28 protein-coding genes and 2 pseudogenes are annotated in these 19,109 nt (G+C 59.8%); 4 read left to right on the top strand and 26 right to left on the bottom strand.

Annotated elements, in window-relative coordinates:
* Positions 1-155: 155 nt before the first annotated feature.
* The 4 genes and pseudogenes from NW860_RS01230 to glmU form a co-directional block, all read right to left on the bottom strand.
* A complete protein-coding gene (locus tag NW860_RS01230; protein ID WP_414394255.1) occupies positions 156-431 on the bottom strand; it encodes a lipopolysaccharide assembly protein LapA domain-containing protein in 276 nt (91 codons plus the stop codon).
* A gap of 22 nt (positions 432-453) precedes the next feature.
* Positions 454-930 carry a pentapeptide repeat-containing protein gene (locus tag NW860_RS01225; RefSeq protein WP_414511967.1) on the bottom strand — a complete coding sequence of 159 codons (477 nt, stop codon included), beginning with the start codon at positions 928-930 and terminating at the stop codon, positions 454-456.
* 94 nt (positions 931-1,024) lie between these two features.
* Positions 1,025-1,522 (bottom strand): PPC domain-containing DNA-binding protein, encoded by a 498-nt coding sequence (locus tag NW860_RS01220; RefSeq protein ID WP_414394408.1) that lies wholly within the window; start codon positions 1,520-1,522, stop codon positions 1,025-1,027.
* Positions 1,505-2,854: pseudogene (glmU, locus tag NW860_RS01215) on the bottom strand (bifunctional UDP-N-acetylglucosamine diphosphorylase/glucosamine-1-phosphate N-acetyltransferase GlmU); the annotation flags it as partial. The gene NW860_RS01220 and the pseudogene glmU, both read right to left, overlap by 18 nt.
* 124 nt (positions 2,855-2,978) lie before the next feature.
* On the opposite strand from glmU, the gene NW860_RS01210 reads away from it, so the two are divergent.
* The 4 genes from NW860_RS01210 to NW860_RS01195 all read left to right on the top strand — a co-directional run bounded on the left by NW860_RS01210 (position 2,979) and on the right by NW860_RS01195 (position 6,493).
* A complete protein-coding gene (locus NW860_RS01210) occupies positions 2,979-3,410 on the top strand; it encodes an SHOCT domain-containing protein (protein ID WP_414404816.1) in 432 nt (143 codons plus the stop codon).
* Between the two features lie 479 nt (positions 3,411-3,889).
* Entirely contained in the window at positions 3,890-4,345 is a 456-nt protein-coding gene (locus tag NW860_RS01205; RefSeq protein WP_414394406.1) for a ubiquinol-cytochrome c reductase iron-sulfur subunit, read from the top strand.
* A 53-nt stretch (positions 4,346-4,398) separates the two neighbouring features.
* Entirely contained in the window at positions 4,399-5,520 is a 1,122-nt protein-coding gene (locus NW860_RS01200) for a glycosyltransferase family 4 protein (protein WP_414511966.1), read from the top strand.
* A 97-nt stretch (positions 5,521-5,617) separates the two neighbouring features.
* The gene (locus NW860_RS01195) at positions 5,618-6,493 is read left to right on the top strand and encodes a PRC-barrel domain-containing protein (protein WP_414511965.1); all 876 of its coding nucleotides are present in this window, start codon (positions 5,618-5,620) and stop codon (positions 6,491-6,493) included.
* 158 nt (positions 6,494-6,651) lie between these two features.
* Here NW860_RS01195 and infA read toward each other — a convergent pair whose 3' ends face one another.
* The 22 genes and pseudogenes from infA to rplC form a co-directional block, all read right to left on the bottom strand.
* Positions 6,652-6,879: a translation initiation factor IF-1 gene (gene infA, locus NW860_RS01190; protein WP_414394403.1), complete on the bottom strand. Its 228-nt coding sequence runs from the start codon at positions 6,877-6,879 to the stop codon at positions 6,652-6,654.
* 126 nt (positions 6,880-7,005) lie between these two features.
* Positions 7,006-7,824, bottom strand: coding sequence for a type I methionyl aminopeptidase (gene map / locus NW860_RS01185; RefSeq protein WP_414511964.1), 819 nt, complete (start codon positions 7,822-7,824; stop codon positions 7,006-7,008).
* Entirely contained in the window at positions 7,821-8,402 is a 582-nt protein-coding gene (locus NW860_RS01180) for an adenylate kinase (protein ID WP_414394248.1), read from the bottom strand. Before NW860_RS01180 ends, map begins: the two co-directional genes overlap by 4 nt.
* Complete coding sequence (secY, locus tag NW860_RS01175) at positions 8,402-9,700, bottom strand: preprotein translocase subunit SecY (RefSeq protein ID WP_414394246.1); 1,299 nt, start codon at positions 9,698-9,700, stop codon at positions 8,402-8,404. The genes NW860_RS01180 and secY overlap by 1 nt, the downstream gene beginning before the upstream one ends.
* An 82-nt stretch (positions 9,701-9,782) precedes the next feature.
* Positions 9,783-10,250, bottom strand: a complete 468-nt coding sequence (rplO, locus tag NW860_RS01170) for a 50S ribosomal protein L15 (RefSeq protein WP_414394244.1) — start codon at positions 10,248-10,250, stop codon at positions 9,783-9,785.
* A 9-nt stretch (positions 10,251-10,259) separates the two neighbouring features.
* Entirely contained in the window at positions 10,260-10,796 is a 537-nt protein-coding gene (gene rpsE, locus NW860_RS01165; protein ID WP_414394242.1) for a 30S ribosomal protein S5, read from the bottom strand.
* Between the two features lie 18 nt (positions 10,797-10,814).
* Positions 10,815-11,183, bottom strand: coding sequence for a 50S ribosomal protein L18 (gene rplR / locus NW860_RS01160; protein ID WP_414394401.1), 369 nt, complete (start codon positions 11,181-11,183; stop codon positions 10,815-10,817).
* Between the two features lie 8 nt (positions 11,184-11,191).
* A complete protein-coding gene (gene rplF, locus NW860_RS01155; RefSeq protein ID WP_414404822.1) occupies positions 11,192-11,737 on the bottom strand; it encodes a 50S ribosomal protein L6 in 546 nt (181 codons plus the stop codon).
* Between the two features lie 25 nt (positions 11,738-11,762).
* A complete protein-coding gene (rpsH, locus tag NW860_RS01150) occupies positions 11,763-12,173 on the bottom strand; it encodes a 30S ribosomal protein S8 (protein WP_414394238.1) in 411 nt (136 codons plus the stop codon).
* A 55-nt stretch (positions 12,174-12,228) separates the two neighbouring features.
* On the bottom strand, positions 12,229-12,771 hold the full coding sequence (rplE, locus tag NW860_RS01145; RefSeq protein WP_414394236.1) for a 50S ribosomal protein L5: 543 nt from the start codon (positions 12,769-12,771) through the stop codon (positions 12,229-12,231).
* A 48-nt stretch (positions 12,772-12,819) separates the two neighbouring features.
* Positions 12,820-13,218, bottom strand: a complete 399-nt coding sequence (rplX, locus tag NW860_RS01140) for a 50S ribosomal protein L24 (RefSeq protein WP_414394234.1) — start codon at positions 13,216-13,218, stop codon at positions 12,820-12,822.
* The gene (gene rplN / locus NW860_RS01135; RefSeq protein WP_414394233.1) at positions 13,218-13,586 is read right to left on the bottom strand and encodes a 50S ribosomal protein L14; all 369 of its coding nucleotides are present in this window, start codon (positions 13,584-13,586) and stop codon (positions 13,218-13,220) included. Before rplN ends, rplX begins: the two co-directional genes overlap by 1 nt.
* On the bottom strand, positions 13,583-13,834 hold the full coding sequence (gene rpsQ, locus NW860_RS01130; RefSeq protein ID WP_414394231.1) for a 30S ribosomal protein S17: 252 nt from the start codon (positions 13,832-13,834) through the stop codon (positions 13,583-13,585). The genes rplN and rpsQ overlap by 4 nt, the downstream gene beginning before the upstream one ends.
* Positions 13,834-14,070 (bottom strand): 50S ribosomal protein L29, encoded by a 237-nt coding sequence (gene rpmC, locus NW860_RS01125; RefSeq protein ID WP_414394229.1) that lies wholly within the window; start codon positions 14,068-14,070, stop codon positions 13,834-13,836. The genes rpsQ and rpmC overlap by 1 nt, the downstream gene beginning before the upstream one ends.
* 15 nt (positions 14,071-14,085) lie before the next feature.
* Positions 14,086-14,562: a 50S ribosomal protein L16 gene (gene rplP, locus NW860_RS01120; RefSeq protein ID WP_414394227.1), complete on the bottom strand. Its 477-nt coding sequence runs from the start codon at positions 14,560-14,562 to the stop codon at positions 14,086-14,088.
* Between the two features lie 44 nt (positions 14,563-14,606).
* A complete protein-coding gene (gene rpsC, locus NW860_RS01115; protein ID WP_414411287.1) occupies positions 14,607-15,350 on the bottom strand; it encodes a 30S ribosomal protein S3 in 744 nt (247 codons plus the stop codon).
* 32 nt (positions 15,351-15,382) lie between these two features.
* On the bottom strand, positions 15,383-15,754 hold the full coding sequence (gene rplV / locus NW860_RS01110; protein ID WP_414394223.1) for a 50S ribosomal protein L22: 372 nt from the start codon (positions 15,752-15,754) through the stop codon (positions 15,383-15,385).
* A 25-nt stretch (positions 15,755-15,779) separates the two neighbouring features.
* On the bottom strand, positions 15,780-16,061 hold the full coding sequence (rpsS, locus tag NW860_RS01105; RefSeq protein WP_414394222.1) for a 30S ribosomal protein S19: 282 nt from the start codon (positions 16,059-16,061) through the stop codon (positions 15,780-15,782).
* 72 nt (positions 16,062-16,133) lie between these two features.
* Complete coding sequence (gene rplB / locus NW860_RS01100) at positions 16,134-17,018, bottom strand: 50S ribosomal protein L2 (protein WP_414511963.1); 885 nt, start codon at positions 17,016-17,018, stop codon at positions 16,134-16,136.
* A gap of 16 nt (positions 17,019-17,034) precedes the next feature.
* Positions 17,035-17,334, bottom strand: coding sequence for a 50S ribosomal protein L23 (locus tag NW860_RS01095; RefSeq protein ID WP_414359244.1), 300 nt, complete (start codon positions 17,332-17,334; stop codon positions 17,035-17,037).
* 136 nt (positions 17,335-17,470) lie between these two features.
* Positions 17,471-18,100 (bottom strand): annotated as a pseudogene (gene rplD, locus NW860_RS01090) (50S ribosomal protein L4); the annotation flags it as partial.
* 11 nt (positions 18,101-18,111) lie between these two features.
* Entirely contained in the window at positions 18,112-18,756 is a 645-nt protein-coding gene (rplC, locus tag NW860_RS01085; RefSeq protein WP_414394218.1) for a 50S ribosomal protein L3, read from the bottom strand.
* Positions 18,757-19,109: the final 353 nt, after the last annotated feature.

The following is a 19,109-nucleotide window of genomic DNA, read 5'->3' as shown; positions in this document are numbered from 1 at the left end:
TTTAGCAAAGTAGGTGCTGGAGCTGCGCAGGGCTTTGCGCAGGGCGCGCGGGTCTGAATGAGGCATGGCTGTCACCTCGGCTAGGCACTGCTGAGAACACTCTCTCAGCTTACGCCCTCTCTTGGGGATGCGGGCCATTCCAGCAACAGGACACCCTAGGCAGGCGGCTGCTCCTGCGTTTCCAGTTGCTGCAGCCGTTCCTGCAACTGGCGGGCGACAAGGGAAAAACTGCGTTCAGGCCAGAGAAAAGAGCCCAGCCCCACGGTCAGCAGGCCTAGGCCAATGGCGGCGGCGATGAGCAATCCCAAGGGCAGCTCCACCGAGCGCCACAGCAGAAACTGCACTGTCCGCAAGGTCGGGTTTTGGCCAGCTAGGACTGCCACTCCCAAAGCCAGCAGCAGAGTCAAGAGCAGGTTAAATAGCAAAAACATAGGAAAGCCGCTTGCACCGGTTCTATTCTGCCTTGTTTGCCGAGGGAGCAGACCAGGGCTGTACTGTGCCATCGGGTAGGATGGCTCCGCTCAGGTCAGCGCCAATCAGCACCGCTCCCCCCAACTTGGCTGCGCTCAGGTTAGATCCCTGCAGCTGGGCACGGGTTAGCTTGGCCTCCCAGAGGTAGGCTCCATGGAGATTGGCCTCCCGCAGGTCGGCAAAGCTAAGGTCAGCGCCGATCAAGTTGGCTTCCCAGAGGTTGGCGCCGCGCAGGTTTGCCCCTATGAGGTTGGCGGAGCTGAGATCGGCTCCCCGCAAATCGGCTTCCTGCAAGTTAATTCCACTCAGCTTGCCAAAGGAGAGGTTGGCCCCTCTCAGGTTTGCCCCCTGCAGCATGGCGCGCACCAAGTCTACGCCCACCAGGTTGGATTCTTGAAAGTTGCACTCGCCAGCAGCGTAGCTTGCCAGTAGCTCCTCGGCAGTGCTCACTCGGGGCATAGGGAATACTCCCCTTCTCAGCTTGTGCCAGCAACCCTTAGGGCTAGTCGGGGTGGTCCTGACCTAAGGCTATGTTAGCCAATATACTCGCTGCTTAGGTGTCTTCCGCTGCCTGGAGCGTTTGCTTGGCCACCTTTTCGATATGCAGCTCCAAGTAGCCGGTGGCTGGATCCAGTTGGCGGGAGAAGCGGTACTCCAGGCTGTCGGCGAGGACAATTTCGGCGGTGGTGTAGATGAGGCAGCCAGGGCGCAGGTGCCCTCCCCAAGTTCGGCCCTGGGCATTGGCAACGGCAAGGTGAAGATGGACGCCGTCCGGGCAGAGGGATCCGCTCAGGGACAGGATCTCCAGGGGCTCGGCCAGCAGGCAATCCTCGGTTTGGTCGGCCAGGCGCAGGGTGGCTTGGCGGAGGCTGCCAACGGCGCTGAGAACAAAGCCTGCCTGCAGGGGTTGTTGGCGGGCAAAGCGCTCCAGCTCCTGCTTCAGGTCTTGTCCGGGCAAGAGGCGCAAGGGGTAGATGCGCAGGGATCCTGGGGGTAGAGGCTGGGGGCGGCTAGCAGCGGAGATCCCTGGTCGCCAGCCCGGCTTGACCACCGGGTAAGCGCGGGCGATCACCAGGCAGTCGTCGGGCACAGGGTAGCGGGCAGGGATGGTGGAACCGGCGGCGATGGTGACATCGGATCCTATCTTGAGGGGAGCCACCAGTACCGAGTTGGCCCCTGTCTTGCTGCGATCGCCGATTTCCGTGAAGTGCTTCTGCTGGCCGTCGTAGTTGGCAATAACCGTGCCGGCGCCGATGTTGACCTGGGATCCCAACTTGGCGTCGCCTAGATACGCCAGGTGGGCAGCATTGGTGTGGGATCCAATCTGGGTGTTTTTGACTTCCACAAAGTTGCCGATGCGGCAGCCGTCGCCAATGCAGCTATTGGGGCGGATGTGGGCGTAGGGCCCTACCCAGACGTGGTTGCCGATCTGGCTGTGGCTGACCACCGAGTAGAGGATGTGGCAATCGGAGCCGATGGTGCTGGACTCAATCCAACTGCCCGGCCCCAGACGGGTGCGCGGCCCAATGCGGCACGGCCCTCGCAGATGGGTTTGGGGCTCGATCACCACATCGGGGGCCAATTCCACCGTCTCTTCCAGGCTGACGCTGTCGGGATCCACAAAAGTCACCCCCGCCTCCATCCAAGCCTCTTTGAGGCGCTCTTGAAGAATCTGGTAGGCCTGGGCCAACTGGCGGCGGTCGTTGATGCCGACGATTTCCCGCGGATCCTCAGCGTCCAGGGCGATGGCTTTCTCCAGCAGTTTAACTGCGTCGGTGAGATAGTACTCCTGCTGGGCGTTGTTCCGCTCTAAACTCGGCAGCACCCGTGCCAGGGCCGGCCAATGGAAACAGTAGACGCCGCTGTTGACGCGGCAATTTTGCCGCTGGGCCGGGGTGCAGTCGCGCTCTTCCACCAGCTCCAGGATTCGCTGCTGGGCATCGCAAAACACCCGCCCATAGCCATAGGGATCCGCCACCTGAGCCGAGAGCAACGTCACATCCGGCTGGACTTGGCGGTGGCGTTCCACCAGGGCCTGCAGGGTTTCCACCCGCAACAGGGGCACATCCCCGTTGACCACCAGCAGATCCCCCTGAAAGTCGCCTAGAACAGGCAAAAGCTGCTGCACCGCATGTCCGGTGCCCAACTGCTGGGCCTGCTCTACAAATTCAACCGGGTACTCCCGTAAGGTCTGTCGCACCTGCTCCTGTTGGTAGCCTACGATTACCAGACAGCGCTGGGGCTCCAGAGCCAGCACTGTCCGCAGCAGCCGCTCGATCAAAGACAAGGATCCCAGCTTGTGCAGCACCTTGGGCAATTGCGACCGCATGCGGGTGCCCTTGCCCGCTGCCAGGATCGCCACCGCTAGCTCCCGCTCCGCCATTTTTTGCTTTCCATCTGCCCCCATCAAGTATAGGCGGAAGGCGCTTGGAGCTTGGGTTCTCTCTCCCTCTGCCAAGGACTTGGAAACTGCGCTAGCCTGGTGGCAGGTGTAGGTAGGGCAGAGCATGGCCGAGGGCCGAGAGGCGCCCCCACCGCCACGCCAGCGGCTGGTTCGCGAGGCGGCCGGTTGGTTGGCAGTGCTGGGGGTGGTGATCCCGGGATTGCAGCGCTTCTACATGGGCCACAAGCGCTGGGGGTGGGTGTACTTGCTGGTGGGGCTGATGGTGTGGGTTCCCTCTCTTCCCCTGCAGATCCTCAGCTATGGGCTGCGAGCTCTCTGCTTGCTGGAGGGCCTGTGGTTGCTCACCATGACCAATGAGGACTTCGATTTCCGCTTCAACCGGGATCTCCTCGAGCTGGAATGGACCAGTGCGAAAAGTCGGGAAGTCCGGGATCCCGAGCAGCAGTTGGAGATCCAGTGGAAGCATGGCCTGCTCACCCGCGCAGAATATGAGGAACGCCGCCAACATCTTCGGGGGCATCCCAAAGGCCACTAGAGGTTGACCAAGAAAACTGGGTACAAGCCCCGCCCTTTAGGGCGGCTTTTGCTAGACTGCAACAGTCGCTCCATCCATTCATAAGAAGAGTGCAGCGTGCAGTCAAACGTATCTGGGCTCCGGCCCAGTAGTTGGGGTTATGGCATCCCCCATAGGGCTGAGGTTTAAACCTCATGCTCTTTCGCCTACGGCGGCGCGGAGCACTTTGTAGCTCAGCCGGCAGGATTCATCCTGCTGTCTGAGAAAGAATCCTTGTCCTTTAGGGCAGGGAGAATGTCAATTTCGCGCTTTGGTTAACGACCTCATGCCCTCCCCAAAGGCAGGACACAACCGCGGGCCGCGCACACGGCGATTTGCAGAGCCTGCAAAAGTGCGGTTTGCGCTGGCTGAAGCCATAATTGGAAGGTGGCCAATGTGCTGGCACCCCCTTGGGAAGGTTCCTGGCTGACGCTTCGCTTTGTCTTGAGGATCTAGTGGCCATGTACAGCAACCGTCGTGGTTTTCTGCGCTGGATAGCGCTTGGCTTGGGCGCGCTAGTGGGCCTGCTGCCTGCTTTGACGCGGCGCCGTTTCGACCGGGCCCTTGCGCAGGGCGCCCCTGTCAGTCCTAGGGCTGCTGAGCCGAAATTTGTAAAGGTTGCAACCCTTGCTGATCTGGAGAAAGGTCCCCTCAAGGTGAAAAACGCCTTTGGCAACAACACTGCCACGCTGTGGCTGGTCAAGGATCCCAAAAAAGCGGACTCGGTACTGGCTCTGGACGCAACCTGTCCCCACGCTGGCTGCGAGGTGGACTGGCGGGGCAAGAACTTCGTCTGCCCCTGCCATGGCTCAGCTTTTGCTGCTGATGGCAGCCGTATTCGCGGCCCAGCCGATGCCGACCTAACTGCCTACAAGGTTAAGGTCGAGAAAGAGGAAATCTTCGTGTCTAGAACCTGATCCCCCCCTCAGGGATTAACCCAGCTCAGCAAGGGGTTGGGCCGGAAGGCTGCATGGGTCGTCCTCACTGCTTCCTGTTTGTTTCCACCCCCGTTGGGCCTCTTGGGTCGGGGGCGGGCGGCGGGGTGGAGCTCAACCTTGTCAACTTGGCGCGTAGCCTGCTTGAGAGAGGGGCCCAAGTGCGCGTGCTAGCGCCTGAGGGATCCCACAGTGCCGACTTGCCGGAGGGAGTTATCGAGACCGTCCCAGGCCTCCCCCCGCCCTATGCCCAGAGCCAGCGCCGCGACCAGCCGGTCTGTTTTTCCACCCCTTCTCTGGTGGCCAACCTGTGGCAGCGAGCTGCCCAACTGCAGGAGCAGTTTGAGCTTATCGTGAACTGGAGCTACGACTGGCTCTCGTTCTACCTGACCGATTTTTTCCGCACGCCGGTGGCCCATATCCTCAGCATGGGATCCCTCAGCGATGCTGTGGATCAGGTCCTGGAGCACATTGCCCACCGCTACCCAGGTCGGCTGGCGGTGCACTCGCGAGCCCAAGCCCAGACTTTTGCCTTTGCCCGCGCCCAGATGTCGGCAGGCCGGGATCCCTTTGTCTATTTGCCCTGTGGCGTCGACCTCAGCCGCTACGAGTTTGTGCCCAAGGGGAACGGATCCCTGTGTTGGATTGGCCGCATTGCCCCGGAAAAGGGCCTGGAAGACTGCGCCGCCCTGGCGGAGAAGACGGGAAGGCCAGTGCTGATCCTGGGCCACCTGCAAGACCCGGCCTACTGGCAGCAGATTCGGGAACAGTACCCACGGGCTCAATTGGACTACCGGGGGTTTTTGCCCACCTCCCAGCTGCAGCGGCTCTTGGGCCAATGCTCGGCCTTGATCATGACCCCCAAGTGGGTGGAAGCCTTTGGCCTGGTGGCGGTGGAAGCTTTGGCGTGCGGTGTGCCCGTGATCACCTACCGTCGCGGCGGGCCGGCGGAAATTGTCAGCGATGGAGAAACTGGCTGGGTGGTAGAGCCGGACGATGTGGCGGCCTTAGCAAGGGCCGTAGAACACTTGGATTGCATCGACCGCAGCCACTGCCGACACCACGCAGAACAGCACTATTCCCTCCAGGGCATGACAGAGCGGTTTTTAGCCTGGAGCGGGCAAATTGGCCGGGATCCGATCCCGGCAGCCCGCTAGAGAAGAGACGGGCAGTGGTACTATTGGATTTTGATGCCTGGGGCCGGCTGACCAGCCCACTCACGCCAACACTTCGACTTACGACGGGGAAACCACCATGACAACGGAGAAAGGATCTGTTGCACTAGCACGACCAGAGGTTCGTCGGCGGTCACAGGTTCTGGGAACGCAGGTGATTAGCCAAGCCAATGGGGCCCGGCTCGGAGTGGTTAGCGAAGTTTGGGCAGATCTGGAAGCTAGGCAGGTCCTGGTGCTGGGGGTGCTGGAAAGAGCCTTTGCTGGATCGCCCCGTTTACTAGAGCTGCAGCAGGTCACAGCCCTAGGGCAAGACGCTATCCTCGTCCCCAGCGATGAAGTCTTCGAAGACTTGAATTTGGAGGGTCTCAGCCGGGTAGTCGGCAGCGAAGTGGTAACGGAAGAAGGGATCCGCCTCGGTAAGGTTAAGGACTTTGAGTTTAACTCTGTCTCTGGTCTAATCAGTGGCTTAATCCTCTCTAGCCTTGGCCTCACCTTTTTGCCTGGCTTTATCCTCAGCACTTATCTGCTTCCTGCTGATGAGATCGTCTCCGTAGGCGGCGATCGCCTCATTGTGGCTGATGGCGCTGAGACCCGCCTGACCCAACTGGCCAAAGGAATCTTGGAGACCCTGGGGCTAGGCAAGCCCCCCTGGCTAGCTGCAGGCGCCTCTGCCCCTGCCCTGCCTAGGTCTACCGCTGAGGCTGAGGCGGAGGAACGCTACGAGGAAGCCTACGCCGAGGAATACGCAGCGGAAGAGGCAGAGGAAGAGGACGTCTACGCCGAAGCAGAGCCTGAACCCCCACCCCCTCGGCCCGCGTCCTCTCCTGTCTCTGAACAGCCGGCGTGGGAACAGGAGTATCCCCAAGAAGAAACTTCCCCTCCTCCTCCTGAGCCAGCTCCCCCCCCCTCCAGGGATAGCGATCCCTGGGAAGAGAATGCTGGCGAACCAGCTTGAGCGGCCGAGTGGGTACCCACCTTACCTAGCAGTGGGCTGGGCTTCGACAACCCCCAGGCAAACTGCCCCGGATGCACATAAGCAAAGCGAGGGGTTCGTGGAGATGACTGCCCCCTCGCGCTTCCTTCTCACCCGCCCCAGTAGGATCTGGAAAACACCTACTCATTTTTCTTAAGGCGGTAGGTAATCCGCCCCTTGTTGAGGTCATAGGGGCTGAGCTCCACCTTTACCCGGTCGCCGGGCAGGATCTTGATGTAGTTGCGGCGGATCTTGCCCGAGATGTGGGCGAGAACGTTAAAGCCATTGTCCAGGTCCACCCGGAACATGGCATTGGGTAGGGATTCCGTAACTACCCCTTCCACTTCAATAGCGTCTTCCTTAGCCAAGTAGCCCTCCTTCTCAGACAACGCAACTCTATGGCCCTCCCCTCTCCTGTTAAGAGGGGGTTAAGAGCCGAAACAATACTCCACCTCTTCTATCCTAGCTGTTGCAGTCCTTCATGGGGGAACTCTCTAGGACTGAAAGGGGGTGCGATCTGTCAAAATCTCAGCGCCGGCCTCGGTAACCAGAATGGTGTGCTCAAACTGGGCTGACCAGGAGCCATCCACTGTTACCACCGTCCAGCGATCCGGCAACACTCGCGTGGCCTCTCCCCCCGCAGTGACCATTGGCTCAATGGCCAGCGTCATGCCGGCGCGAAGCTTGGGATTGGGCAGCTCAGAGGTGCGGTAGTGAGGAAACTGCGGCTCTTCGTGCAAGTTGCGACCCACGCCATGGCCAACGTACTGCCTCACCACGGAGTAGCCCCGCTCCCGCACATAGTCTTCAATGGCGCCTGAGACATCTTGCAGCCAGACCCCATGGCGAACGTGCTCTATGCCTACCTGTAGGGCTTGGGCCGCTGTGTCGATGAGGTCGCGGGCGGCATCGCTGAGGGGCTCTAGGCCAATGGTGATGCAAGAATCCGCATGCCAGCCTTCCACCATGGCGCCAAAGTCCACCTTGACGATGTCTCCTGGCTGCACCACTTTGCGGGGGCTGGGGATCCCGTGCACCACTTCATGGTTGATGCTGACGCAGACGCAGGCGGGAAAGCCGTAGTAGCCCTTGAAGCTGGGCAGGGCATTTAACTCCGCTACCCGCCGCTCAGCGTAGGCATCGATGTCTGCGGTTGTCCAGCCCGGCTCCAGGCGCTCGGCAATTTCCTGCAGCACCTGGGCCACCACTCGCCCAGCCCGCCGCATCTTCTCCACTTCCCGGCGAGATTTGATCTCACCAAGCTGCAGGCCTCGCCGCAAAGATCCCAGCCCCGGCTTGCTGGCCTTGGTCATGCCGTCCTCCTACAGCTCTCCAAAAGGGCCTGTAGGTGCTGCTGGACCACTTCCATCGGCTGGTTGCCGTTAATCCGCCGCAAACGGCCCTTAGCCTCGTAAAAGTCGATTAGGGGAGCGGTTTGCTGCCGATACACCTGCAAGCGTTTGAGGATGACGGCCTCATCAGCATCGTCGCTGCGCCCCTGCTCCTTGCCGCGGGCCAACAGCCGCGCCACTACCACCTCGTCGGGCACTTCTAGGTTGAAGACGTGGTCGTAGTCTTGCCTCAGCTCCTGCAGCAGCTCTTCCAAAGCCTCTGCCTGCGCCAAGGTGCGGGGAAAGCCGTCTAGAATCCAGCCCTGCTCCGGCGACTGCTGCAACTGGCCTCTGACCATCCCAATCAACACCTCGTCGGGCACTAGCTCCCCTGCATCCATGTACACCTTGGCCTGCCGTCCCAGCGGGGTCTGAGCTTTGACCTCTGCCCGCAGCAGATCGCCTGTAGAAATTTTGAGTGTGTGGTAGATGGCTGACAGCCGCTCTGCCTGCGTACCCTTGCCTGCTCCTGGCGGTCCTAAAAAGATTAACCTCAGCACTACTGCTTGACCATCCCTTCGTAACGCTGCGAAATAACGTAAGTCTGGATTTGCTTGGAGGTTTCAATGGCTACCCCCACCAAAATGAGCAGCGAGGTGGCTCCCAAGCCTTGGAAAGTGGTAATGCCGGTTGCCCGCTCTACTGTCGTGGGAATAATGGCCACCGCACACAAAAACAAGGCCCCCAGCAGTGTCAGCCGGTTGAGGATCCCTTCGATGTACTCAGCCGTGGCCTTGCCAGGACGCACGCCTGGAATGCTGGCACCCAGTTTCTTCAAGTTCTGGGCCAGTTCTACTGGATTGATAATCAAGGAAGCGTAGAAGTAGCTAAAGAAGAGAATGAGCAGGAAGTAGAAGGGGATGTAAAACCAGGAGGTAGGGGAGAGGAGGTTGGCCACCTGAATCAAGGCTGGGCTCTGCGTATACTGGGCCAAAGCCCAAGGTAGAGACAGCACCGAGTAGGCAAAGATGATTGGCATCACCCCCCCCTGGTTAAGCCGCAGGGGCAAGTAGCTCTTCTGCTCGCGGAACAGCTTGTTGCCCACCTGGCGCTTGGCGTAGATGATGGGAATTTTGCGGCTGCCCTCCTGGACAAAGACAATGCCGACAATGGTGGCTAGGAAAACAGCCGTCAACACCAGGATACCCCCAATCGTGCTGCTGTCGGCGCGAACCAGGCTAATGGTTTGACCCAGGGCGCGCGGCAACGTGGCAACAATGTTAACGAAGATCAACAGCGACGGCCCGCTGCCCACCCCCTTCTCCGTGATCATTTCCCCCAGCCACATGACAAACATGGAGCCTGCTGCCAGCGCCAGGGTGGTGGAGGCCATAAAGGCCAGCTCGTTGCTGGTATTGGCAAACTCCCGCACCCAGAAGGAGATGCCAATGCCTTGGATGATGGCCCAGAGAAGGGTGACGTAACGGGTGTACTGGGAAATCTGCCGCCGGCCCTGTTCCCCCTCGTTTTTCTGCAGGTTCTCCAAGGCTGGGATGGCTGAAACCAGCAGCTGCATGATGATCGAGGCGTTGATGAAGGGCAGGATGCCGAGGGCAAAGACCCCCAAGGCAGAAATGCCGCCCCCCGAGAAGATATCCAGAAAGCCAAACACTGGGCTGTTGGCCGCCTCAGCAGCAAAGCGAACTCGGTCAATGCTGGGGATGGGAATATAGATGCCCAGCCGCACCAACAACAACAAGCCCAGGGTCAGGAGCAGACGGCTGCGCAGGCCCGAGGCCATCGCCATCTGCATGAAAGTCTCTTGAGCGGAGGGAGTAGAGCCTCGTGTGTCAGCCATAGATTTAGCAAAGAGCCAGGTGAGCTACTTACCACTCTACGCTGCCGGTGGGGAAGTCGGCAAAACCAAAATTGCCGCCAACCTAGGAGCGAGCGGGCCGGGATCCCACAATCTCCACTCGGCCTCCGGCGGCCTCCACTTTGGCTTTGGCCGAGGCAGTAATGGCAGCAGCCCGGATGGTCAGGGGCACGCGCACTTCCCCGTCCCCTAAGATCTTCAGCGGGCCGTCGTTGGTGGTCACGATCCCCAACTCCATTAGGCTTTCTAGAGTCACCTCGCTGCCAGCAGGCAGGGTTGCCAGAGCGCGCAGGTTAACCAGGGTGTACTGCGGGCGACGTACGTAGCGGGGGAAATGCTTGAGCTTGGGCAACCGCCGGTAGAGGGGTGTCTGACCTCCCTCAAAGCCTGGTCGAGGGCCTCCTCCGCTGCGGGCTTTTTGGCCTCGCATTCCCCTGCCGCAGGAACCTCCCTGACCAGCAGCAATACCACGGCCCAGCCGCCGCCGCCGCCGCTTCGAGCCTGGTTGGGGGCGAATATCTTCCAGTCGCATACTAACCTCCTACTTACTCAACAGGCGGCGCACGTCGATCCCTCTATCTTCAGCTACCTGTTCAAAGGTGCGCATCCGCCGCAGGGCGTCAATGGTGGCACGGGCGTTGTTGAGAGGGTTTCTGGAGCCTAGCTGCTTGGCCAAGGCATTGCGCACCCCTGCCAGTTCTAGAACGGCGCGCACCGCCCCCCCAGCAATGACCCCTGTGCCAGGAGCTGCCGGCATCACCAACACGGTAGCCGCACCGCCAGAGCCTCGCATGGGGTGGGGTACCGACAAGCCCTTGGTCAGGGGCACCTCAATCAAGTGCTTTTTGCCGTCTACTACTCCCTTGCGCACTGCTCCGAGCACATCGTTGGCTTTGCCCACGCCAACCCCCACCTGTCCACGCTCGTTGCCCACTACAACCACCGCGCGAAAGCTCAGCTTTTTGCCGCCCTTGACCACTTTGGAGACGCGTCGGATCTGGATAACCCGCTCCTGCCACTCGCCGGTTTGTTCTTCGCGGCTCTTTTTGCTTCTGCGAGGTTCTTTTTGCTCAGCCATATGCCGTTTTCTCAGAAACTAGAACTGTAGGCCTGCTTCTCGGGCAGCTTCTGCCAGGGCCCGAACCCGTCCGTGGTAGAGCTTGCCGCCGCGGTCGAAAACGACTCGAGAAATGCCTGCCTGTAGAGCTCGCTGAGCAACCGCGCGCCCCACAATCGCAGCAGCCTCTCGGGTGGCTGTGCCAACCCCTTGGAACGCTCCCCGCAGCTCTCTGTCCAGGGTGGAGGCAGAAACCAGAGTACGTTGGGCTACATCGTCGATCACCTGAGCATAGATGTGGCGGTGGGATCGAAACACAGCCAAACGGGGCCGCTCGGGAGTACCGGAAATCTTGCGGCGAATGCGGCGATGGCGGCGTTGGGTTGTGAGTTTGCGGTTGGCTTTTATTTTCATGGCTATTTCTTCCCTTTGCCGGACTTACCTGCTTTGAGACGGATCTGTTCCCCGAGGTAGCGGATCCCTTTGCCCTTGTAGGGCTCGGGCGGACGCACAGCTCGAATGCGGGCTGCTGTATTGCCCACCAGTTCTTTGTCGATGCCCGAGACCACGATGACGTTGTTGCCTTCTACCGAAATTTGAATCCCGGGCGGGAAAGGGATCTCCACGGGGTGGCTGTAGCCGACGTTTAGGATCAACTTGTTGCCCTGCGTGGAAGCTCGGTATCCCACGCCCACCAATTCCAGCCTGCGCTCAAATCCCTTGGATACTCCATCGACCATGTTGGCAATCAAGGTGCGGCAGAGGCCGTGCAGCTGGCGGGCCGGACGAGACTCGTTGACCCGGCTGACTAGGAGTCTTTGGTCTTCTTGACGCACGGCAATCAAGGGAGGCAAGGTGCGCAGTAGCTGCCCCTTCGGGCCTTTCACCGAGATCTGTTGACCCTCGATGTGAACCTCAACCTTGGGGGGAAGGGGAATGGGGCGTCTGCCAATACGAGACATGGAGGCACTCCTGACCAGAGAAACCTTAATAGACGTAGCAGAGCACTTCGCCGCCGATGCCCCGCTTGCGAGCCTCCCGGTCGGTCATGATGCCGCTGGAGGTGGAGATGATGGCAATTCCAATTCCTCCCAGCACCCGGGGCAGTTCTTTATGGCCGCAGTAAACCCGCAGGCCAGGCCGGCTTACCCGCTTGAGGCCATTGATGATGGGTCGGCGGTCTTTGCCTTTGCCTTTGTACTTCAACTGCAGCACAATCCGCGCTTGGATCCCTTCTCCCTCCTCCTTCCAGCTGCTGACAAAACCTTCCTCGTGGAGAACGCGGGCAATGCTGCGGGTCATGCGCGTGGCCGGAACCGCCACCGATTCGTGCCGAGCCATAGTGGCATTGCGAATGCGGGTGAGCATGTCGGCAATCGTGTCGTTGGTGTGGGCCATGGGTGGGTTAGTGCTCCTGGGAAGATAGTTGAGGGAATTGTGGGTAGGGGTAAGCCTAAGAGGCAAAGGGCATGCCAAACTCCCTAAGCAGGGCACGGCCCTCTTCGTCGGTCCTAGCGGTGGTGACAATGCAGATGTCCATGCCTCGAATCTGGTCAACGGCGTCGTAGTTGATTTCGGGAAAGATCAGTTGCTCGCGAATTCCAAGGGTGTAGTTGCCGCGCCCATCAAAGGATTTGGGGTTGACGCCGCGGAAGTCGCGAATGCGGGGCAAAGCCAGGTTGATGAGGCGATCCAAAAACGCATACATTCGCTCCCGCCGCAGGGTTACCATCAGGCCAACGGGCATGCCCTTGCGGATCTTAAAACTGGCAATGGCCTTCTTGGCGCGGGTAATTACGGGACGTTGGCCAGTAATGGCGCTAATTTCTGCAATGGAAGATTCCAGGGCCTTGGCATTTTGGGAGGCCTCTCCCAAGCCGCGATTGATGACAATCTTCTCCAAGCGAGGCACTTGGTGGATGTTGGTGTAGCCCAACTCCTTTTGCAGCTTGGGAACGATGACCGTGTGGTAGAGGACTTGCAGACGTTGGGGCATGGTAAGTTCTCCTTCCCGCTCTGGGCTGGGTCAGAGCTCTCGAAATCTCTAGTCAAGGATCTCGCCGGTTTTCTTGAGAACGCGGACTTTGCGGCCATCGGCGGTAATTTGGTAGCCGACCCGGCTGGCAACCTCGTGCTTTTTGGAATAAAGCATCACCTTGCAGGCGTGGATGGGGGCTTCTTTGGTCTCAATCCGGCCCTTTTCGCCTTCCCGTTGGGGCTTGCGGTGGTAGGTAACGATGTTAACTCCTTCCACCAAAACCATGTTGCGTTCAGGAAAGACCCGCAACACCTCGCCGACTTTGCCTTTGTCGTCACCCGAAATTACCTGGACGAAGTCCCCTTTTTTGATGCGCATCTTATAGCGCAGACTGTTGCGGTGCTTGCGAACGCCAGGTTGGCGGAGAAGTCGTCGGATTTGGCTGGGCTTAAGAGGGCGAACCATTACAGGACCTCCGGCGCAAGCGAGATGATCTTGGTAAAGTTTTTCTCCCGTAGCTCGCGGGCTACAGGGCCAAAGACGCGGGTTCCCCGGGGGTTGCCATCGTCGTTGATGATCACGGCAGCGTTGTCGTCAAAGCGGATGCAGGTACCATCAGGGCGGCGTACCGTGTCCACCGTGCGGATGACAACGGCCCTGACCACATCGGATTTTTTAACTGGCATGTTGGGCAGAGCCTCTTTGACAACACCAACAATCACATCGCCCAGGCTGGCATAGCGACGGCCGCTGCTGCCCAGGACGCGGATGCACATGAGTTTGCGGGCGCCGGTGTTGTCGGCTACCGTGAGCATGGTTTGCTGTTGAATCATAGCTTCTTCATCTCCCGTAGGATCTCAACCACCCGCCAGCGTTTGGTACGGCTGAGGGGACGGGTTTCGACAATGCGCACCAGATCCCCTTCTTGGCAGCGGTTTTCCTCGTCGTGGGCTTTAAACTTTTTGGTTTTGACGACGATTTTGCCGTACTTTGGGTGGGCAACCCGGTTTTCTACGGCAACAACCACCGTCTTTTGCATCTTGTTGCTGACAACAACGCCAATCTTTTCGCGAGCAGGCATTACTCCTCCTTCTTGACCTGAGTTGAGGGCAAGGATTTGCCACGTTTGCGCTCTGCCTCCACGGTCAGCAGTTGAGCTAGCTTGTGCTTGCGCAGGCGAATGAGGTGGGGTTGAGTAAGCTGCCGTGTGGCTTGCTGCAGACGCAACTCGAACAGCTCTTTTTTGACGGCGTAGATCTCTTGGGCCAATTCTTCGTCTGATAGGGCGCGTGCATCGGCAATTTTGGGCATGGGCATGGTAACTTTCCTCCTCTAGCTAGCGCTAGCTGCTACTTCCGGAGATTCTGCAGCTGCTTCCTGAGCAGGTTCTGGCTTCTCAAAGTCAGCTTTGGTTACAAACTTAACTTTGATGGGAAGCTTGTGAGCGGCCAGGCGCATGGCCTCCCGGGCTGTTGCTTCAGGAACTCCCCCCATTTCAAAAAGGACGCGGCCTGGCTTGACGACGCAAACCCAGTACTCGGGGTTGCCTTTGCCGGATCCCATGCGGGTTTCGGCAGGCTTCCGGGTAACGGGCTTGTCGGGAAAGATGCGGATCCAGATCTGGCCTCCCCGCCGAATGTAGCGGCTCATAACCCGACGGCTGGCTTCGATCTGTCGTGCGGTAATCCAAGCGGGCTCTAGGGCCACAAGGCCATATTCCCCAAAGCTGATGCGGTTGCCACGGGTTGCCTTGCCCTTCATGCGCCCACGCTGCTGCTTGCGGTATTTGGTTCGTTTGGGGCTTAACATGGCCGCTCCTTGAGTAACTGCAGTAGGGGTTCCGCTCTTGGCCCTCAGACCTTGGCTGAGCGGTCTTCAAAGGTAGGCCGCCGCCGTTGCTGCCGACGCTTGGCCGGCTGCAAGGAAACTTTGGGTTCGAGACTTTCTTGGCCAGGAAGGATTTCTCCTTTGAAGACCCAGACCTTGACCCCAATGACGCCATAGGTGGTCTGAGCAACGCGCTCGGCATAGTCAATGTCTGCCCGCAGAGTCTGCAGAGGGATCCGGCCTTCCCGCGTCCACTCGCTGCGAGCAATCTCAGCACCGTTCAGCCGCCCGGCAACTTGAACCTTGATCCCTTGCACGCCAGCCCGCTGGGCTCGTTGGATAACCTGGCGGACAATGCGACGAAAGGCAATCCGCCGCTCCAACTGCTGGGCAATGTTTTCCGCCAACAACGTTGCCTCCGCATCAGGACGGGTAACCTCGACTACATTGATGCGGATGGTTCTATTGGGGCTGCCGCGCAGGCTTAGCTCTTTTTGCAAGCCCTGGCGCAGCTCTTCAAGGCCGGACCCGCCACGGCCGACCACGACACCCGGTCGTGCAGCTCGGATTTCCAGGTCGATCTGATCGGCTTTGCGCTCAATCTGAATGTCAGCTAGACCAGCGTTGCTCAGCTTCTTGGTTATATAGGTGCGGATGAAATCGTCCTCCTGCAGCAGGGCTGGGTAGTGAGCTGGGTCGGCAAACCAGCGGCTGCGGTGTTCCTTGATAATGCCGAGGCGCAAGCCGAAAGGGTGGATCTTCTGGCCCATGGTACGCGGTTAAAGGGTAGAGGTCGGGAAATTTAGGGAGCCGTCTCCGCCTTAGCTTCTAGAGGCCGGACAGCAATGGTGATGTGGCAGGTGCGCTTGCGGATTGGGTAGGCCCGGCCTTGGGCGCGGGGGCGATACCGCTTCAGCGTCGGCCCCTGGTCAGCGTAGGCTTTGCTGATGACAAGATTGCGGGGATCCAGGCCGTTGTTGTGTTCGGCATTGGCTACCGCTGAGCGCAGCACCTTGCGCACCGGCTCGCAGGCAGCGTAAGGCATGAACTCCAGCAGAATTAAGGCATCGGCATAGGTGCGCCCCCGGATTTGGTTGAGGACGCGCCGCACCTTGTAGGGAGACATGCGAACGTAACGGGCTACCGCTTTAACTTCAGGGGAAGGATCGGCCATGGCGTTCTCCTCTTCCTTGCTGAATTCAAGATCGGGCAGCTTTCTTGTCGCTGCCGGCGTGGCCGCGGAAGGTGCGGGTGGGGACAAACTCCCCCAGCTTGTGACCCACCATCTGGTCAGTGATGTAGATGGGCACATGCTGCTTGCCGTTGTAAACGGCAATGGTGTGACCAATCATCACAGGGAGAATGGTGCTGGCCCGCGACCAAGTTTTGATCATTTGCTTCTCATTGCGCTCGTTGAGCTTCTCGATTTTGCGAAGCAGCTTGGCATCTACAAACGGACCTTTTTTAAGAGAACGTCCCATAGGAGTTTCCCCCTCTAACACCTTGGTTCAAGCTCAAGCAATTCGGTAGGCAGCAGGTGGCTGGCCTGGCTGCTACTGCACCGCCACCCCGCCCTTGTCCCCCTGCCCACCCCGACGGCGACCGCGCACGATAAACTTGTTGCTGGGCTTGTTGCGCTTGCGGGTTTTGTGCCCCAGGGTAGGCTTGCCCCAGGGGGTAACGGGAGTACTGCGGCCAATGGGGGCTTTTCCTTCCCCACCGCCGTGGGGGTGATCCACAGGGTTCATTGCTGAGCCCCGCACGTGGGGACGGCGACCCAGCCAACGGCTGCGTCCCGCCTTGCCGAGGCTGATGTTGTTGTGGTCCACATTGCCTACTTGACCGATGGTGGCATAGCATTCCCCTCGAATCATGCGAACCTCGCCCGAGGGCAGCTTTAGGGAGACATACTTGCCTTCCTTGGCTACCACCTGGGCGCCAGTTCCGGCAGCGCGAACAAGTTGTCCGCCGCGGCCGGGATAGAGCTCGACGTTGTGGACCACCGTCCCCAGGGGGATCCGCTCCAAGGGCATGGCGTTGCCCACCTCGAAGGGAGCTTCAGGCCCAGCCATGATCGTGGCTCCCACCTGGATGTGGCGAGGGGCAAGGATGTAGCGCTTCTCGCCATCGGCGTACTCCACCAAGCAGATGCGGGCGCTGCGGTTGGGATCGTACTCGATGGTCTTGACGGTGGCTGGGATCCCGCGTTTGTCGCGGCGGAAGTCGATGATGCGGTAGAGCCGCTTGTGGCCGCCGCCCCGGTGACGGCAGGTGATAACGCCGCGGTTGTTGCGGCCTTTTTTGCGGTGGATAAATTGCAGCAGCGACTTCTCCGGTCGAGGTCGCTTGCCGTTTTCATCCCGCGACAGCTCCTCAAAGTTGGAGACTGTCATGTGGCGGGCGCTGGGGGTGTAGGGTCGGAACGTGCGAATGCCCATGGCTCAACCAGGAGTGCTAGGTTTCAGGGAAGAGGACGATGGAATCGCCTTCGGCCAAAGTTACCACCGCTCGCTTGGGACGGCTGCGGTAGCCGACAAAACGACCTACCCGCCGCTGCTTACGGGGCAGCTTCAGGGTGTTGACGGAAGTAACCCGTACTCCAAACATTTCCTCAACGGCGGCCCGGATGAGCGGCTTGGTGGCGTTGGGCATCACTTCAAAGACGTATTTGCGCTGCTCCATCAAAGCCGTCGTCTTCTCGGTAATAACGGGGCGCAACAGGACATCAGCCAGAATTCGCTTGCTCTCCGTCATCGTCCTCCTCCTTTTCCCCTGCGGCTTTCGGCTTCTTCTACGGCTCTTCTTGTTCAACTGGCTGAGCTTCTTGCTCTGCGACCTGAGCCTGGCCCTCAAGGGGATTGGCTTGGTCTGGAGCGGCGGCTGCTGCGCTAGATCCCCAGCGGGCTTTGAGTTTCTCTAGGGCAGAGGTGGTGATTAGCACCCGATCGACCTTGAGCAGATCGAAGACGTTGAGCTGATCTAGCCCAATGAGCTTGACGCGGGCAATGTTGCGCACAGCCCGCTCCACCATTTCCGAGCGCTCGGCAACAATCAGCAGAGCCGATTGATCCTCTCTCACTCCCCAGCGCAGCAGAGCTTGGGCCATAACGCGGGTCTTGGGCGGGTTAAGCTGATCCTGGAAATCCTCCACCACGATTAGGTCTTCCACCCGGCCTTGCAGAGCAGTGCGCAGCGCTAGCTGCCGCTCTTTGCGATTCATGGCCAGGTTGTACTCCCGCTTGCGGGGGCCAAAAACCACCCCTCCCTTGCGCCAAAGAGGAGAGCGGATGGAGCCAGCGCGAGCCCGCCCGGTGCCTTTTTGCCGCCACGGCTTGCGCCCTCCGCCGCGCACTTCAGCCCGCGTTTTGGTGTGGGCATTGCCCTGGCGGGCGTTGGTCATCTGACGGCGCAAAGCTAGGTAGAGAACGTGACTGGCCGTCTCGGGGCGAGCCACCTTGAAGCTCAGCTCCGCGCTGCCCACGGTTTCCCCTTGCCAATTCTTCACCACACAACTTGCCATGGCTCCCTCCGCTAGAGTCTCTTGCCCACCTGTTTGGCAGGGGTGATCTCCAGTAGCCCTCCCTCCACGCCGGGGACTGAGCCTTTGATTACCAAGAGATTCCGCTCTGGATCCACCTTCACCAACTCCAGCTTGCGGATCGTGACGCGGCGACCGCCCATCCGGCCAGCCATACGCAGTCCTGGAAACACGCGGCCAGGCCTCGTGCCAGCGCCAATGGAACCCGGCCGGCGGTGGTTCTTGGAGCCGTGGGACATGGGGCCCCGGCCAAAGTGGTGCCGCTTCTGGTAGCCGGCAAACCCCCGCCCGATAGAGGTGCCAGCCACGTCCAGTAACTGACCAGGAGAGAAGATCTCAACAGTGATCTTCTGCCCCAATTGGTAGGCTTCTGGCTGGTCGACCCGAAACTCGCGCAGGTAACGCAGCAGCTCCGTCACTCCCGCTTTGCGCAAGTGGCCGCGCTGGGCTCGCGTCAGGTGCTTCTCTGTGGTGGGCCAGTAGCCCAACTGCACCGCGTTGTAGCCGTCCGTGGCTTGGGTTTTAATTTGGGTTACGGTGCAAGGCCCGGCCTGCACGACGGTCACGGGAATGGCCAACCCTTCCGGAGAGAAGATCTGGGTCATGCCAACTTTTCTTCCAAGGATGCCAAGCGCCACAGAAACCTCCTCTCAAGCCTGCGCGGCTTGCTTTGTTGCTTTCACAGCTTGCAACCGGTTCCCTAAGCCAAATCCAGGCAGTAGGCGCGGCGGCAGAAAACCTAGGATAGCGAAGACTGCCTGCCCAGGCAAAAAAGCCGTAGAGAGGGAGCGCCTGTACCCCCAACGCTCCCGCAGCGCCAATAGCGCTGCCCTTTTTGCCTGATGACCTTGACGCCAAACTGCTTCTAGGGGCTGCTCAGACTTGCCTGCAAAGAGGCAGTATCTGCGCTAGCAGCACGTTAAGTTGCCTAGAACCGTTGTTGCTGCGGGCGGATTCAATTGACAACAGTACTACATCATAATGAGGTGAC

The organism is Synechococcus sp. F70.1 (assembly GCF_047502745.1).
In the GTDB taxonomy this organism is placed as follows: Bacteria; Cyanobacteriota; Cyanobacteriia; order Thermostichales; family Thermostichaceae; genus Thermostichus.
The sequence above is the reverse complement of the archived record's forward strand: the minus strand, read 5'-3'. Positions and strand labels throughout refer to the sequence as shown.

Bases quoted from the DNA above. Each gene is read 5' to 3' on its own strand.
- rplE (WP_414394236.1), bottom strand. From the start codon at position 12,771: ATGCCCCAACGTCTGCAAGTCCTCTACCACACGGTCATCGTTCCCAAG.
- rplP (WP_414394227.1), bottom strand. From the start codon at position 14,562: ATGTTAAGCCCCAAACGAACCAAATACCGCAAGCAGCAGCGTGGGCGC.
- rplN (WP_414394233.1), bottom strand. From the start codon at position 13,586: ATGATTCAACAGCAAACCATGCTCACGGTAGCCGACAACACCGGCGCC.
- NW860_RS01230 (WP_414394255.1), bottom strand. From the start codon at position 431: ATGTTTTTGCTATTTAACCTGCTCTTGACTCTGCTGCTGGCTTTGGGA.
- rplF (WP_414404822.1), bottom strand. From the start codon at position 11,737: ATGTCTCGTATTGGCAGACGCCCCATTCCCCTTCCCCCCAAGGTTGAG.
- rpsC (WP_414411287.1), bottom strand. From the start codon at position 15,350: ATGGGCCAGAAGATCCACCCTTTCGGCTTGCGCCTCGGCATTATCAAG.
- NW860_RS01205 (WP_414394406.1), top strand. From the start codon at position 3,890: ATGTACAGCAACCGTCGTGGTTTTCTGCGCTGGATAGCGCTTGGCTTG.
- rpsQ (WP_414394231.1), bottom strand. From the start codon at position 13,834: ATGCCTGCTCGCGAAAAGATTGGCGTTGTTGTCAGCAACAAGATGCAA.
- rplO (WP_414394244.1), bottom strand. From the start codon at position 10,250: ATGCGACTGGAAGATATTCGCCCCCAACCAGGCTCGAAGCGGCGGCGG.
- rpsE (WP_414394242.1), bottom strand. From the start codon at position 10,796: ATGGCTGAGCAAAAAGAACCTCGCAGAAGCAAAAAGAGCCGCGAAGAA.
- rplX (WP_414394234.1), bottom strand. From the start codon at position 13,218: ATGGTTCGCCCTCTTAAGCCCAGCCAAATCCGACGACTTCTCCGCCAA.
- NW860_RS01195 (WP_414511965.1), top strand. From the start codon at position 5,618: ATGACAACGGAGAAAGGATCTGTTGCACTAGCACGACCAGAGGTTCGT.
- rplB (WP_414511963.1), bottom strand. From the start codon at position 17,018: ATGGGCATTCGCACGTTCCGACCCTACACCCCCAGCGCCCGCCACATG.
- NW860_RS01200 (WP_414511966.1), top strand. From the start codon at position 4,399: ATGGGTCGTCCTCACTGCTTCCTGTTTGTTTCCACCCCCGTTGGGCCT.
- map (WP_414511964.1), bottom strand. From the start codon at position 7,824: ATGACCAAGGCCAGCAAGCCGGGGCTGGGATCTTTGCGGCGAGGCCTG.
- NW860_RS01210 (WP_414404816.1), top strand. From the start codon at position 2,979: ATGGCCGAGGGCCGAGAGGCGCCCCCACCGCCACGCCAGCGGCTGGTT.
- secY (WP_414394246.1), bottom strand. From the start codon at position 9,700: ATGGCTGACACACGAGGCTCTACTCCCTCCGCTCAAGAGACTTTCATG.
- NW860_RS01225 (WP_414511967.1), bottom strand. From the start codon at position 930: ATGCCCCGAGTGAGCACTGCCGAGGAGCTACTGGCAAGCTACGCTGCT.
- rplV (WP_414394223.1), bottom strand. From the start codon at position 15,754: ATGGCCGATCCTTCCCCTGAAGTTAAAGCGGTAGCCCGTTACGTTCGC.
- rpsH (WP_414394238.1), bottom strand. From the start codon at position 12,173: ATGGCCCACACCAACGACACGATTGCCGACATGCTCACCCGCATTCGC.
- rpmC (WP_414394229.1), bottom strand. From the start codon at position 14,070: ATGCCCATGCCCAAAATTGCCGATGCACGCGCCCTATCAGACGAAGAA.
- NW860_RS01095 (WP_414359244.1), bottom strand. From the start codon at position 17,334: ATGACGGAGAGCAAGCGAATTCTGGCTGATGTCCTGTTGCGCCCCGTT.
- rpsS (WP_414394222.1), bottom strand. From the start codon at position 16,061: ATGGGACGTTCTCTTAAAAAAGGTCCGTTTGTAGATGCCAAGCTGCTT.